We start from the raw sequence: 15,471 nt of genomic DNA, 5'->3' as shown, positions 1-15,471 counted from the left end.
TATTAATTATAAATTGAATAGATTGAATATTTTTTAATTCATGCTTATTTTTTATCGATATGAATTAAATTTCTTTTTGTAAAAATGAACATTATCATTATATAAATGTTTTGTTTTCATTTTAATAGCAAAGTCTTTTTATAGGTATGATAAATAATTATAATTAATGCTCTCTTTATGTAAGGTTTCATATGCCTCGAGAGTATTGATTATTATATGGGATAATTTAAAAAAGAGGTTGAGATATATGAGTTTTAAAAGTCCTGCAGATACTGCAAAAGCAATTGCATCTGCAGCTACCGCAAAAGGTGAAATGCCTATATTAAAACTTGCTGTTTTAGGTTTCTTAGCAGGTGCTTACATTGCATTCGGTGGATTACTTGCAGAAGTAGCAAACACTGGTGCAGTAGCTGGTGGCGTACCAATAGGTATTTCTAAATTGATCTTCGGGGGCGTGTTCCCTGTAGGTTTAATTATGGTTGTTATCTGTGGATCTGAGTTATTCACTGGTGACGTAATGTTTATGACTATGGGTCTTTTAGATGGTAAAACTGATATTATGGGATTACTCAAAAACTGGGTTGGATCTTGGGTATTCAACTTAGTCGGTGGTCTCTTTGTTGCTTACGTACTTGCTTACGCAACTGGTATTATGGTACCTGAAGCATTCGCTGGCGGTGCAATTACCATTGCTAACACCAAAGCTTTAGGTGGAGCTACCTTCATGGCAGCTGGAAAATCAACTGCTTCTTTAACTTGGGTACAATGTTTCCTTAGAGGTATTGGTTGTAACTGGTTAGTATGTTTAGCAGTATACTTAGCTAACGCAGCTGATGATGTAGTAGGTAAATTCTTCGGTATTTGGTTCCCAATCATGGCGTTTGTATGTATTGGATTTGAGCACAGTGTCGCAAACATGTTCTTCATCCCATTAGGTATCTTCTTAGGTGCTGAAGTAACCTGGGCACAATTCTTCCTCAACAACTTAATACCTGTAACCTTAGGTAACATCGTTGGTGCTGCAGTATTTGTAGCATGTGCATACTGGTTCGTATACTTACGTGACTAAATGTACAAAATCAGTTTGAATCTAATATTCTATTAGTCAAACACAAAGGATTTTTTATTAAATCCCTAAATTTGTATTTACTTATTGAAATATTTGAGCGAAACCTATTTAATTCAAATATCAATAAGTATTTACATAATTTATTAAAGTTTTTAGAAATTTTCTTAAAAATTTCATTTGAATGAAAATCATCCTTATATGGAATTTCAAATTCCAAAATAATCTTTTAGAGACATAAAATGTTTCTAGATTGCGTTTAGATCTTTTTTTAAAGTTCTAAATATCACATTTCATGATAATATAATATTATATTATTTATGTACTTCGAATATTATTGTCAATTCTTTTATTGGATTATAACAATAGACACAATTCACAATACTCGACACAATTCACAATATCTAGAAGTTTTAATAAATATATAATTATTTAAAATTTCAGTTGTTAGTCAATAATTGAATTTGCCAATATGTAAACTAAACAAAAATAAAACCTTGATTTTATTATGGAGATTATAAAATGGTTGAGATAAAATATGTACCATCTATTTGTCCTTACTGTGGTACCGGTTGTGGTATTAACTTTGTAGTCAAAGATGGAAAAATCATTGGTGTCGAACCATGGAAAAGACACCCTGTTAATGAAGGAAAAGTATGTCCAAAAGGTAACTTTGGATGGCAATTCATTAACCACCCAGACAGATTAACTACTCCGTTAATCAAAGAAAATGGTGAATTCAGAGAAGCTTCCTGGGATGAAGCTTTAGACTTAGTAGCTAGCACCCTTAAAAAATATGCTGACACTGACCCTAACAAATTAGGTTTCTACGCATGTGCTAGATCTCCTAACGAAAACATTTACATAACCCAGAAATTAGCAAGAGCTGGATGTGGTACTCAAAACGTAGACCACTGTGCACGTATCTGTCACGGTCCTACTGTAGCTGGTCTTGCAACCACCTTCGGTTCCGGTGCATCCACTAACGGTTATGACAGTATTGAAGAAGCTGATTTCATCTTCTGTATTGGTTCTAACAACATGGAAGCACACCCATTATTCGGTCGTAAAATTATCAGAGCTATTAAAAACGGTGCAAAATTAGTAGTAGCAGACCCAAGATTCACTCCTACTGCAAAATTAGCACACGAATACATGCAATTCAAAACCGGTACTGATGTAGCTTTAATGAACGGTATGATCAAAATCATCATTGAAAACGGTTTACAAGATGATGAGTTCATTAAGAACAGAACCAAAGGTTACGAAGAAATGAAAGAAGTTGCAATGAAATACGACCTTGACAAAGTAGCAGAAATTACTGAAGCTGACCCTGAACAAATTGAACGTGTAGCTATCGAATATGCACAAGCTGAAAACGCAGCTATTGTATACTCCTTAGGTATTACCGAACACTCTCACGGTGCAGACAACGTAATGTCCACTGCTAACTTAGCAATGTTAACCGGTAACTTAGGTAAAATCGGTGGAGGAGTAAACCCATTAAGAGGACAAAACAACGTACAAGGTGCTTGTGATATGGGTGCATTACCTTCTGACTATGTAGGTTACCAAAAAGTTGCAAACCCTGAAATTACCAAAAAATTCTCAGAAGCTTACCAAATCGACTTACCAACCACTCCTGGTTTAACCTTAGTCGAAATGATGAACGCTGCTCACGCTGGTGACTTAAAAGTATTATACATCCACGGGGAAGACCCTGTACTCTCCGATGCAGATATTAAACACACCAAAGAAGCAATTGCAAACTTAGAAATGTTAATCGTTCAAGAGTTGTTCATGACCGATACCGCTGCTGAAGCAGATGTTGTATTACCTGCAGCAGGTTGGGGTGAACAAGAAGGTACCTTCACTTCTGGTGAAAGAAGAGTTCAATGGTTACGTAAAGCTCAAGAACCACCTGAAGGCGCTATGCTTGACTGGAAGATCATGGAAGAAATTGCTGTTAGAATGGGCAGACCAAGAGAATTATTCCACTACGAAAACGCTGCTGAAATTTGGGAAGAAATCAGAGAACTCGCTCCTTCCTACTACGGTATTACTCACGAAAGATTACTCAAACCTGAAGGTGTCCACTGGCCATGTCTTGACCCAGAAGATCCTTGTGAACCTTTAATGCACAAAGACAAATTCGCTCACCCAGACGGTTTAGGTATATTCCAAGCATTAGAACACAGAGGTCCTGTCGAAGTTGTTGATGATGAATACCCATTACTCTTAACTACTACCCGTGTCTTGTTCCACTATCACGCTGCTATGACCAGAAGATGTGAAACCTTAGATAAAGAAGTACCTACTGGATTCATCGAAATCAACACCGAAGATGCAGCAGAAAGAGGAATTCTTAACAATGAAATAGTAAAAGCATACTCTAGAAGAGGAGAAATTGAAATTCCTGCTCGTGTAACTGACGACATTAAGAAAGGTATTGTAAACATTCCTATGCACTTTACCGAATGTGCAGCTAACATGTTAACTAACTCCGATTCTTTCGACCCTAAATGTAAAATGGTTGAATTAAAAGCTTGTGCTATTCAAGTAGAAAAATTATAAGGTGAATAAGGAGTAGATAATATGGCTGTAAATGTAAATGATATGTTTTATGCATACTCTGGTAATGAAGCAATTAAAGAAAAAGGAGAATACGGCGGAGTCGTAACTACTATCATGAAATACTTACTCGAAGAAGGTATTGTTGATGCAGTAGTTGCTGTAGAAGAAGCAGCTGACTTATACGATGCTAAACCTATTCTCATCACTGAACCTGAAGATGTAATCAAATCTGCAGGATCCCTTCACTGTGGTACCTTAAACTTAGCAAAATTCGTATCCAAATACTTAGACGGTGCTAGAGATATGAAAATTGCAGTTACCACAAAACCATGTGACGCAATGACCTTAAAAGAGTTAATGAGAAAAAGAAAAGTTATCGAAGAAAACGTAATCATGATTGGTGTAAACTGTGGAGGAACCATGCCACCTGTACCAACCATGAAAATGATTAGAGACGTTTACGAATTAGACCCTGCTGATGTCATCAAAGAAGAAATTTCCAAAGGAAAACTCATTATGGAAACCGCTGATGGTGAAAAAGCAATTTCCATCGATGAACTCGAAGAAGACGGAATGGGTAGAAGAGAAAACTGTCAAAGATGTACCATGAACATCCCTACCAACGCTGATCTCGCTTTAGGTAACTGGGGAGTTATCGGTGACTTAGCTGGAAAAGCAACCTTCGTAGAAGTATGCTCCGAAAAAGGTGCAGACATCTTAGGAAAAGTAATTGATGCGGGATTAATTGAAACCCAAGCACCACTCGAAAAAGGTGTAACAATCCGTGCTAACATCGACGGAATTATGGTAAAACAAGCAATGGCACAAAGAGAAAAAGACTTTGCTGGAACCTCTGGTGACATTTTAGAAGTATTTGCAGAATACAAAGAAGAATTCTCTAGATGTATGAAATGTTACGGTTGCCGTGAAGCATGTCCTCTCTGTTTCTGTGACGACTGCTGTCTCGAAGCTGAAGGTCCTGAATGGGTACCTGGTGGATACACCCCTGCAGCTCCATTCTTCCACTTAACTCGTATGGTGCACATGGTAGATGCATGTACTAACTGTGGTCAATGTTCTGAAGTATGTCCTTGTGAAATTCCAGTATCCAAAGTATGGGCTACTGTAAACCAAAAAGTCAGAGACATCTTCGGTTACTACAGTGGTGTAGACAACGAAGAACCATTACCATTCACTGAATTTGGTCCTAAATCCTACAGACAATACTAGGATTGAAGATTTAAATCAAAATGGTTAAACACGATAGAATAAATTAGTTGTTGTAAAACTTTGTAATGAGCGTTTTGCTTATTATATTCGTTTTACAATTTTCTATTTTTATTCTCCTTTTTAATTAAATAATTTTTAAAATAGTCACCTCTTATTCACTCATTTCCATGAAAAACTATTTTTTAAATTATTTTTTTTAAAAATAGCTATTGATTTATTTTTAAATTTAATTTATTTAGTGAAATTTCACTGTCTATTTTTATGATGAATCTTGATTTAATAGTTAATCTAATCTATGATTGATGATAAAAGTTTTATTTAGATAAATTAAATAACAATAGATTAAACTTTTATTAATTTAATTAATTTAAGTAATTAATTCAAATAATTAATTTAAAAATAATTAAAAATTTTTTTAATTGGTGTAAAGATGAGAATTATTTCAATTGTAGGTTTAAAGAACACTGGCAAAACATCCCTTACAGGCAAGATCATTAAGGAATTAACCAATAGGGAATTCAAGGTAGCAAGCATTAAGCATTCTCATCACCAGATGGAAATGGATCATGAGGGAACCGACACATATAAGCAAATGGAAGCAGGTTCTGGCTTTGTTGTAGGAATTGGTGGAAGAACTTACTTCAATATTAATGAAAGGTTTGATTTAGAACGTATTTTATTCTTAATAAAACTTATTGAAAATCCTGATTTTGTTGTTATAGAAGGATTTAAAGCTTATCCTTATGCTAAAATAGCAACTTGTGAAGAAGTCAAGGACGAGTATACGATAAAAGTGGTGAATTCATTTGAAATCACAGATTATGAGCTATTGGAATTGGTCGACCTTGTTGAAGAAAGATCCTATGACATTTTGGAAACATTATTTGTTAATGAATGCGGATATAATGATGCAAGTCTTATAGGTCAGGCTTTTGCACAAGGAAAGCTAGATTACAATCCTGAAACTCAAGCTGAAGTCAATTTAGCTATTGATGGAGTGAATATTGGATTGAATAGATTTGTCAGCGATTATCTCAAGCAAACCATATTGGGAGTATTGGCTCCACTTAAAATCAAGGAATATGGTGTAGAGAACTTTGAGGATATTGACATAACAATTAAAAATAAAAAAGAATAATATAATAATATTTAAAAATATTTAAAAATAATTCATATATTTAAAAATAAATATATTTAAAAATAATTAATATTTAAAATATATGATGGCATTATAAATTAGGTTTAGGTGATTATGTGAGCGATAATAAAGATTTTGAAAACAAAGTTAGTTTAGTAATCAATGGAAATGATATTGAATTAAACAAATTCACAGATGATATCATAAAAGAAACTATTCTCGGATTATTGAAAGCTATTAAAACTTCTGAATATGGTGTAGATGAAGTAAAGAATGTTGAAATTTCCATTGATAATGAATAATCTTAAGATTATTTTTTTAAAATTGTTCATATTAATATAATTATTTTTTTGGAATGAATTTTATTTTGGGGTTTATGGATGAAGGATAAAGTAAGAGACGATTATGAAAGACCAATTATTTCACTTAGGATTTCAATCACTAATCGTTGCAATGTAGATTGCATATACTGTCACCATGATGGGATGTTGGAATCCTCTTCAGAAATGACTCCTGATGAAATTTATGAAATCTGCAGAATTGCAAAGAAATTAGGTGTTGAGAAAATACGTTTGTCTGGAGGCGAACCTTTAGTCAGGCCAGACATTGTTGAAATTGTTGAAAAAATTAATTCACTTGATTTCAAGGATATTTCAATCACTACCAATGGTATATTTTTAGAGAAATTTGCACAAGATCTAGTCGATGCAGGATTAGACAGAGTTAATGTCAGTTTAGACACACTTGATGAAGAAACCTATCAAATGATTGTAGGGAAAAACGTTTTACAAAGAGTTAAGGATGGAATTGTCAAATCTTGTGAAGTTGGTATGTATCCAGTTAAGATAAATATGGTAGTTATGAATAATATCAACAATGATGAGATTATGGACATGTTTGAATTCACTAAAGAACATGGTGTAATCTTGCAGCTCATTGAGATCATTGAGTCTGAAAGCTGTGATGACAATGACTTCAACTCCAAGTATCATTACCCCCTTGCAGAATTTGAAAGACACTTGGCTGAAATTGCAGATGAGATCAAGGTAAGGGAATTCATGCAGGATCGTAAGAAATATTTCATTGATGGCGGTGAGATAGAGGTTGTCCATCCTGTAGACAATACCAATTTCTGCAAGAATTGTACAAGACTCAGAATCACTCCTGAAGGAAAGATCAAACCTTGTCTTCTTAGAAATGATAATCTTGTAGACTTGGTTGAGTTCATTAGGGATGGAGTGTCTGATGAAGAACTTGTAGATATTTTCTTAAAGGGAATCCATAATAGGGAACCTTTCTATAAGGAAGAATAAATAGTATATTTTTTACTATTTTTCACATTTTTTATATTTTTAATTTTCTTGAATTTTTCACTATTTTTACTATTTTCACTATTTTTACTATTTTCACTATTTTTTTCTAAATTTTTTATAGATATTTTTTAGATTTTTTTATTTATTTTTCAAAAATTTTCTACAGATTTCTAATTAATTTTCTCTTATTTTTGTTAATTTTTTATAATATCTTGTGCTTGTTTTTTAGTAAATTTTTTCTATTTTTTTATTAGTTTTTATCTTTAGAAACCACTATGTGTACTTACTACACCTCCTTTATGTGTATTTGCTACACATTTTTTTGTTTGGCCTAAAAGTTTTAAAAATTTTAAAAAATTCGATGTAAATTTACTTACATATTGGAGATATAATTTAGCTATTTTTGATTAAATTTTGACTATTTTTATTTTATTAAAATTAGTTTAATTTTTATAATTTAATTAAAAAATAATTTATTCAATAAATAACTAATTATTTGATTTAAAATTATAAATTAAATTATTATTAAATGTTAATTTTTAAAAATAAAGATTATAAATTAAAATTAATATTTTTATAAATGTGTAAATAATACACAGTCATATATAAATCTTTATACTTGAGTCTAAGTATGTGCCTTTTATAAGTATATATAATATATATTATAATGTACACATGGTGAATTTATGCCAAAACATATAGTATCTGGACTAAAATATTTAGAAAGTGTTGAACTTAGAAAAAGAGGTTTGTCCCAAAAGGAGATTTCATCTCAAATTGGTGTAGACAGATCAACTATTTCCCACTACTTAAATGGTAGGAACATTTCTATGGATTCAATTGAACTTGCTAAAGCTATTTTAGAGTTAAGTCCTAAGGATTTTATATTAATTACAAAAGTTTTATTTGGAGATTATAAAGAAATTCGTCAAATCGTGACTATTTTTAATATGAATCATTATGACCCACAGATTAACGATGGATGTATTGGTTGTGGATTGTGTGTAGATTTGTGTGAGATGAAGACTATTAATTTAGATTCATTGAAAGCAAAGATAAACCCCCGTTATTGTTGTGGCTGTCTTATGTGTGTTGAGAACTGCCCAACAAAATCAATTGAAATTTTGGAGGTAAAAAATGGTTAACGTTAAAGAAATTGAAGGCAAAGACTTCAATATAAAAAGATCAGCAGAAGAAGACAGAATTTTGTCCTTTAAAGATCACGTTTGTATTGGTTGCGGACTTTGTGAAGCAACTTGTCCTGTAGAAGCTATTTGTCTTGATGAAGTAGCTCCTATTGAACGTAAATACACAGAAACCTATTTCAGTGGTCATGAAAAGATTTCTCAAAATTATGCTCTTTTCAAAAACGATAATGAAGGCAAAGCAAAATTATGTATTGCTGAAGACAAATGTGTTCTCTGTGGTATGTGTAGTGGAGTATGTCCAGCAGGCGCATTAGACCTTACTATTGGCGGCGTCTCTATTAAAGAAAATGAAGCTTATCCAACTCTCATCGCTTCAGCTGAAATCGATGAAGACAAATGTTTATTCTGTAAAAAATGTGAAGCAGCTTGTCCTAGAGCTTCCATCACTATTGACAGAACTTTACCTAACAGAGCTGACTTAGTAACTGGTGAAATCGAAGTATGTGAAGACGACTGTATTTACTGTGGTGCTTGTGCTGAATTATGTCCTGCAGAAGCTATTGTAGTAGACAAAACCACCGGTGAAGAAAGCATTGTTATTGACAAAGAAAAATGTGTATACTGTCTCGTATGTAAAAAAGCATGTCCTGTTAATGCTATTAAAGCAGTATGTAGATCCTGTTCCTACGGTGAATATGACCTCGACCCTGCTAAAGCAGCTATTACCGGAAATGCAATTATTGACAAAGAAACCTGTATTAAATGTGGATGGTGTGAAGGAGTCTGTCCTGCAGACGCAGCTACTGTAAAACAAGCATTTGAAGGTACTCTCGAAATCGATGAAGAAAAATGTGGTACCTGTGGTGCATGTATTGATGTATGTCCATGTAATGTTTTATCCTTCCCTAAATCATCTGGTCCTGGAGACAGAGGAACTCACTTAGTTAAAGAAGAAGATTACTGTATCCACTGTGGTGCATGTGCTAAAGCATGTCCTAACGGAGCATTAACCGTAACTAGAACTGACATCGATTACACCCCAACTAGTTCTAAATCTTGGATTGCAGCATTCGAAGCTTTAAAAAATTAATTTGATTGGTGATTATTTATGGAACTTAAAGTAGATCAAGATAAATGTTTAGGTTGTGGAGTATGTGTTATCGCATGTCCAGTAAACGCTTCTATCAGTCCAGAAAACGCTGGTGGACATGGTTCCAAAACAACCGAAACTATTATGATGGTTGAAAACGGATTTATTAAATTATTCAGTGTGGACAAATGTGATAAATGTGGTACTTGCCAAATGTTCTGTCCAACTGAAGCTATATGGTTAGAATAGGAGTGATAACATGCATTACGCAAATACTTATTTAGAAAGACCAGTAGTTGGAGATTTAGAAAACGTAGCTCAAGAAGGTACTACCAAAGTACTCAAATGTATGTTAAACACTGGTTCTGACATATATCAAGGAGCTTGTAAGAAAAGAGGTTCTACCTTAAAAGAAGAATATAAAAACGCTTCCGGTACCTGTTACATGGATCCTCGTGACATGGTAAAATTAGGTGTAAAAAACTGGGACACTGTACTTGTAAAAACCGACTACGGTGAAGTTGTTTTAAACGCAGCAAAATCCAGAGATGCTCCTCACGAAGGTACCATCTTTGTATGTAAAGGTCCATGGGCTAACACTATTGTAAGCCACGAAACCTACTGTTGTTCAGACCCTACCTACAAAGGTATCCACGCTACCGTTGAAAAAACTGACAGAAAAGTTTTATTAATGGCAGACTTAATGAGATGGGTATACAAAAAATATGTTGACGAAGAAGATGATGATGTTGTAGAAAACATGGAATCATTAGGTGAAAGACCAGTTTATAACGGACGTAAATGGGAGGAGTTGATTGATCATGACATATGAACCACCTGTAACTGATTACGATCACATTGTAGAAAATTGTACTTGTGCATTTTGTGGATGTAACTGTGACGACTTAGACTTCTTAGTAAAAGACGGTCACGTAGTTGCTGTAAGACACGCATGCAGATTAGGTGCAAGTAAAGTTATGGAAGATATGGACCAAAGATTACTTGTACCAATGGTAAGAAACGAAGAAGGAGTTCTTGAAGAAGTAGACTGGGATACTGCTTTAGACACTGCAGCTGAATATATTGCAAACTCTATTAGACCAGTATTCTACGGATGGTCTGAAACTTCTACTGAATGTATGAAAGAAGGTGTAGAATTAGGTGAATATATTGGTGCTGTTTTAGATAACCAAGCAACTATCTGTCACGGTCCAAGTTTACAAGCTATGCAAAACGCAGGTTACCCTATCCAAACCTTAGGGGAAGTTAAAAACAGAGCTGACGTTATTGCATACTCTGGTAGTAACGCTATGAACTCTCACCCAAGACACTTAGCAAGATATGCAGCATTCCCTAGAGGATACTTCAGACAAAGAGGTAGATTCGACAGAACTGTTATTACTATGGATCCAAAATTCTCAGACACTGCAAAAATGTCTGACAAATGGATTGGATTTGAACAAAACGGAGACTACGGTTTCTACAACGCTTTAAGAGCTGTATTAAAAGGTAAAAAATTACAATCTGAATCTGTTTCCGGTATTCCAGCTGAAGACATTTATGAATTAGCTGCTGAAATGGAAGCTGCAGAATTCGGTGTTCTCTTCTTCGGTTTAGGTTTAACCCACACCTTAGGTAAACAAAGAAACATTGACATCGCAATTAAATTAGTACAAGACTTAAACACCAACAGTAAATGGGGACTTACTCCAATGAGAGGTCACTTTAACGTAAACGGTTTCAACATTTTCATGGCTTACGAAACCGGTTGGGCATTCGGTGTAGACTTCTGTAGAGGATACGGAAGATATATGATGGGTGAAACCAACACTATTGACTTACTCGTAAGAAAAGAACCTGACTGTTTCATGGTAATTGCAGCAGACCCTGGTGCTCACTTCCCTAACGGAGCAAACCAACACTTAGCAGACATTCCAGTTATCCAAATCGATATTCACTGGGGACCATCTACCGAACTCGCTGACGTAGTACTTCCTGGATCCTTCATTTCTGTAGAATGTGGAGGTACCAGTTACCGTATGGATGGTGTTCCTATCTGGATGAAGAAAGCTATCGACAAACCTGAAACCTGTCGTGATGACGAATGGATTGTACGTGAATTGAAAGAAAGAGTAATGAAACTCAGAGAAGAACCTAACGTAGCAGATGAATACGTTCCTAATGAAGGTCTCGCATGTCTCTTAGATAAGTAAGGTGATTTTAATGGAATATATACTTAAAAATGGTATTGTTTACGACCCTGCTAATGAAGTAAACGGAGAAAAAATGGATATCTGCTTCAAAGATGGTAAAATCGTTGAAGATGTATCCGCTGACGCTGAAGTATTAGACGTCACTGATAAAATTGTAATGCCTGCTGGTGTAGACCCTCACGCTCACGTTGCAGGACCAAAATTGGTTGTAGGTAGATTATACAGACCAGAAGACGAAAGAAGAGGAGTAGCTCAAAAAACTAAAGTAACCAGAGCTGAAGCTGGTTTCTCTATCCCAAGTTGTCCTACAACTGGATACAGATACTCAAGAATGGGATACGGTACTGTTTGTGAAGCAGCTATGCCTCCTTTAGAAGCAAAACACACACACGAAGAAATTAACACTATTCCAAACATCGATATTAACCCATTACCATTATTTGGTAACAACTGGTTCGTAATGGAATATGCAAGAGAAAACAGAATTGACGACTTAGCAGCATTTATTGCAGCAATGTTAAGAGTATCTAAAGGATACGGTGTAAAAATCGTAAACCCATGTGGTTCAGAAGCATGGGGTTGGGGTATGAACGTACACGGATACGATGACAAAGCACCTTACTTTGACGTAACCTCCAGAGAAGTTGTAAGAGCTTTAGCAAAAGCTAACGAACAATTAGGTCTTCCTCACTCTATACACATCCACCCTAATGATTTAGGTCACCCAGGAAACGTACCAACTACTATTGCAACTTTAGACTCTATCAAAGACATTGCAAAATCTACTAAAGCATCTGCTGGAGTAAGGGATCAAACTATCCACTGTACTCACGCTCAATTCCACTCTTACACTGGTAACAGTTGGAAAGATGCAGCATCCGGTGCAGAAGAAGTTGCTGACTTCATTAACAAAAACCCATACGTAACTTGTGACGTAGGTCAAGTAACTTTCGACGAAACCACAACCATGACTGCAGACGCTCCTATGGAATACGACTTGTTCAAAATTTCTGGATTAAAATGGGCTAACAAAGACATTGAATGTGAAACCGCAGCTGGTATCATTCCATGTATTTACTCTCCAAAAACTCCAGTAAGTACCTTACAATGGGCTATTGGTCTTGAATTGTTCTTGCACATTAAGAACCCATGGCAAGTATGTTTAACCACTGACCACCCTAACGCAGGTCCTTTCATCAGATATCCTAAGATCATCTCCTGGTTAATGAGTGCTGAGAAAAGGATGTCTATGATTGACAATGGTGAAGTACACAAATGGGCTTCCAAAAGAACTGGCTTAGCTGGTCTCGAAAGAGAATACGACTTCTACGAAATAGCTACTATTTCCAGAGCAGCTCCTGCAAGAATCCACGGATTCCAAGACAGAGGTGCACTTACCCCTGGTTACAACGCAGATATTGCTGTATATGACATTAACCCTAATGACTTTGACCCATCCAAAGATCCTGAAGGTGTCGAAAAAGCATTCAGTAACGCTTACTACACTATCAAAGATGGTCAAATCGTTGTTAAAGATGGTGACATTGTATCTACTAAACAAAGCCACACCATTTGGACTAACGTCATAGGATACGAAGAAGAAGAAAAACAAATTATCGACAGTATAATGCCATTCTTTACCCAATACTATTCTGTCAAATGGGAAAACTATCAAGTACACGACCACTATGTACCAAACCCAACTAGAGTGGACGTAGAAGCTAAATAAGGAGAGTGTTTATTAATGAAAACTATAACTTTTGATCAAAAGAAAACTTCTTCAATTGCTTTAGAATTTGATGAGTTAATCACTGATAACATTTACTCTTGGACTGAAGAAGACTTTGCAGAGTACAAAGTACCTGTAGGAAACTCCAGATTCCCAATCACTGATTACTTTGACATCACTGTTGAAGGAGAAGCAGAATCTCCAGCTGAAGTCAAAATGATTTTAAACGGAGATTGTAACAGAGTAAAATACATCGGTTGTAAAATGAGTGCTGGTGAAGTAGTTGTTAACGGTGATGCAGACCTTCACGTTGGTGCAGAAATGTCTGGTGGAGTAGTTACTGTATTTGGTAACGTAGCAGCTCATGCTGGTCGTGAAATGAAAGGTGGTAAACTCGAAATTATGGGTAATACCAAAGAATTCTGTGGTGCATCCTACATTGGTGAATGGAGAGGTATGTCCGGTGGAGAAATCATTATCCACGGAAATGCTGGTAAACAATGTGGTGAATGTTTAGTCGGTGGTAAAATCCACGTTTTAGGTGACTGTGATATTCTCGCAGGTATCCACATGACCAAAGGTACCATTGAAATTGATGGTAACGTAAACCGTTGGCCTGGTGGACAAATGAAAAACGGTAACATCGTAATTCACGGAAAAGTTGGAAGATTACTCGAAGGTTTCGTAGAACAAGGAATTGTAACCGATCCTGAATTAGATGGTATTGTTTACCCTGGTAGATACATCGAATACAAAGGGGACATTGCTTTAAACGGTAAAGGTACCTTAATTATCGATGCTGAGAAAAACAGAGACAGATTATCTACTTGGATTGAAGAAGACGACGAATATAACGCAATTAGAGAATACAGAGCTCAATAAGCTCTTTCTCTTTTTCTTATATTTTTCTTCTTCTTTTTATTTTTTTATTTTTCTAAAAAAATTACGGGTGATGAATCATAATTTAATCAATTATGAATTGATAGATATTTTCATTTTATTTAATTAATTTTTCAATTGATTAAATTATCATTTATTGATATTAAGTATAAGATTATTAATCATAATTTTAATTTAAATGATGGTATGTACAAAAGGTGTTAATATGGTCAAAGAGATGGTGATGGACCCTGATGATATTATAGAATATGTAAGAAATAATGTAAAAGTTGATGATATTTTTGAATTATCATATAACAGAGTATTTGCTCCAGGTACTGTACTTGGACTTACTCCAGAAGATGAGGAAACCGGTGAAGGTTTAATACTTTCCCTTCAACTAAATGGGGAATTGTTAAATCAGGCTGTAGATATTGATTTGCATAAGGTAAAGGACGAGATCATTGAATTCCGTCATATGCCTGGTGGAGATGAAGATAAGCTCATTATTGTTGAAGCTACTTTATAGCTTCAATTCCATTTTTCCATTATTTTTTTATAAAACCTTAATTAGTTTTAGTAAATACAAATAATTTTATATATTAGAAACAATATATTATTAATCATAAAATAAGTATTTGATTTTCAAAAATTTTATAATCTCTATGGAGGTCAAAAGAATGGTCGATAAGGAATTAACAATGACTTCGGATGAAGTTCTTGATTACATTAAGAATAATTTTGAAGAATTCGATAAAGTTGACATTGCATACAACCGTGTTTCTGCAAAAGGAGATGTCTTAGGAGTGGATTTTTCTGACTTTAGAGGAAAGCCAAGTTGTAGAGTGATGATTGCTTTAGATGGTGAAATTATTTCTGATACTATCGAGGTTGACTTTGAAGAATATAAGGAAGATATTATAGAATTACATCACTATCCTAAAGATGAATCTAAAGAGTCTGTTTATATTGAAGTAATCTAAATCTTCTTATTTCTTTTTTATTTTATTTTTCTTTTTATCTGTTTTTTAATAATTTTCACTATTTTCTCATTTTTTAATTTTAAAATATTTTTTAATATATTTTTTTTA

General features: G+C 34.5%; 15 protein-coding genes. All 15 read left to right on the top strand.

The annotated features are described in order from the left end of the window. Window positions 1-247: 247 nt before the first annotated feature. The 15 genes from VW161_RS00235 (at window position 248) to VW161_RS00165 (ending at window position 15,363) form a co-directional block, all read left to right on the top strand. Window positions 248-1,069 carry a formate/nitrite transporter family protein gene (locus VW161_RS00235; protein WP_304086788.1) on the top strand — a complete coding sequence of 274 codons (822 nt, stop codon included), beginning with the start codon at window positions 248-250 and terminating at the stop codon, window positions 1,067-1,069. A 519-nt stretch (window positions 1,070-1,588) separates the two neighbouring features. After that, on the top strand, window positions 1,589-3,640 hold the full coding sequence (gene fdhF / locus VW161_RS00230) for a formate dehydrogenase subunit alpha (RefSeq protein ID WP_304086791.1): 2,052 nt from the start codon (window positions 1,589-1,591) through the stop codon (window positions 3,638-3,640). Between the two features lie 21 nt (window positions 3,641-3,661). After that, complete coding sequence (locus VW161_RS00225) at window positions 3,662-4,870, top strand: Coenzyme F420 hydrogenase/dehydrogenase, beta subunit C-terminal domain (RefSeq protein ID WP_304086794.1); 1,209 nt, start codon at window positions 3,662-3,664, stop codon at window positions 4,868-4,870. Window positions 4,871-5,300: 430 nt separating this feature from the next. Continuing rightward, window positions 5,301-6,008, top strand: coding sequence for a molybdopterin-guanine dinucleotide biosynthesis protein B (mobB, locus tag VW161_RS00220; RefSeq protein WP_325192623.1), 708 nt, complete (start codon window positions 5,301-5,303; stop codon window positions 6,006-6,008). 116 nt (window positions 6,009-6,124) lie between these two features. Next, the gene (locus tag VW161_RS00215; protein ID WP_304086800.1) at window positions 6,125-6,310 is read left to right on the top strand and encodes a hypothetical protein; all 186 of its coding nucleotides are present in this window, start codon (window positions 6,125-6,127) and stop codon (window positions 6,308-6,310) included. A 78-nt stretch (window positions 6,311-6,388) separates the two neighbouring features. Then, complete coding sequence (gene moaA, locus VW161_RS00210) at window positions 6,389-7,321, top strand: GTP 3',8-cyclase MoaA (RefSeq protein ID WP_304086805.1); 933 nt, start codon at window positions 6,389-6,391, stop codon at window positions 7,319-7,321. Between the two features lie 686 nt (window positions 7,322-8,007). Then, entirely contained in the window at window positions 8,008-8,466 is a 459-nt protein-coding gene (locus tag VW161_RS00205) for a helix-turn-helix domain-containing protein (protein WP_304087837.1), read from the top strand. Then, a complete protein-coding gene (fwdF, locus tag VW161_RS00200; RefSeq protein WP_304102305.1) occupies window positions 8,459-9,559 on the top strand; it encodes a tungsten-dependent formylmethanofuran dehydrogenase subunit FwdF in 1,101 nt (366 codons plus the stop codon). Before VW161_RS00205 ends, fwdF begins: the two co-directional genes overlap by 8 nt. A gap of 18 nt (window positions 9,560-9,577) precedes the next feature. Further along, window positions 9,578-9,808 (top strand): 4Fe-4S binding protein, encoded by a 231-nt coding sequence (locus tag VW161_RS00195; protein WP_012955149.1) that lies wholly within the window; start codon window positions 9,578-9,580, stop codon window positions 9,806-9,808. Window positions 9,809-9,818: 10 nt separating this feature from the next. Next, a complete protein-coding gene (locus tag VW161_RS00190) occupies window positions 9,819-10,391 on the top strand; it encodes a molybdopterin dinucleotide binding domain-containing protein (protein WP_295608015.1) in 573 nt (190 codons plus the stop codon). After that, a complete protein-coding gene (locus VW161_RS00185) occupies window positions 10,381-11,772 on the top strand; it encodes a formylmethanofuran dehydrogenase subunit B (RefSeq protein ID WP_292786982.1) in 1,392 nt (463 codons plus the stop codon). The genes VW161_RS00190 and VW161_RS00185 overlap by 11 nt, the downstream gene beginning before the upstream one ends. Window positions 11,773-11,782: 10 nt before the next feature. Continuing rightward, entirely contained in the window at window positions 11,783-13,501 is a 1,719-nt protein-coding gene (locus VW161_RS00180) for a formylmethanofuran dehydrogenase subunit A (RefSeq protein ID WP_296855914.1), read from the top strand. Between the two features lie 15 nt (window positions 13,502-13,516). After that, window positions 13,517-14,383, top strand: a complete 867-nt coding sequence (locus tag VW161_RS00175; RefSeq protein WP_296855912.1) for a formylmethanofuran dehydrogenase subunit C — start codon at window positions 13,517-13,519, stop codon at window positions 14,381-14,383. Between the two features lie 223 nt (window positions 14,384-14,606). Beyond that, window positions 14,607-14,909, top strand: a complete 303-nt coding sequence (locus VW161_RS00170) for a DUF2097 domain-containing protein (protein ID WP_304087848.1) — start codon at window positions 14,607-14,609, stop codon at window positions 14,907-14,909. A 151-nt stretch (window positions 14,910-15,060) separates the two neighbouring features. Further along, window positions 15,061-15,363, top strand: coding sequence for a DUF2097 domain-containing protein (locus VW161_RS00165; RefSeq protein WP_304087850.1), 303 nt, complete (start codon window positions 15,061-15,063; stop codon window positions 15,361-15,363). Window positions 15,364-15,471: the final 108 nt, after the last annotated feature.

Source organism: Methanobrevibacter ruminantium (assembly GCF_016294135.1).
GTDB lineage: Archaea > Methanobacteriota > Methanobacteria > Methanobacteriales > Methanobacteriaceae > Methanobrevibacter > Methanobrevibacter ruminantium_A.
Note: the sequence above shows the minus strand (reverse complement) of the source record. Positions and strands in the feature narration are given on the sequence as shown.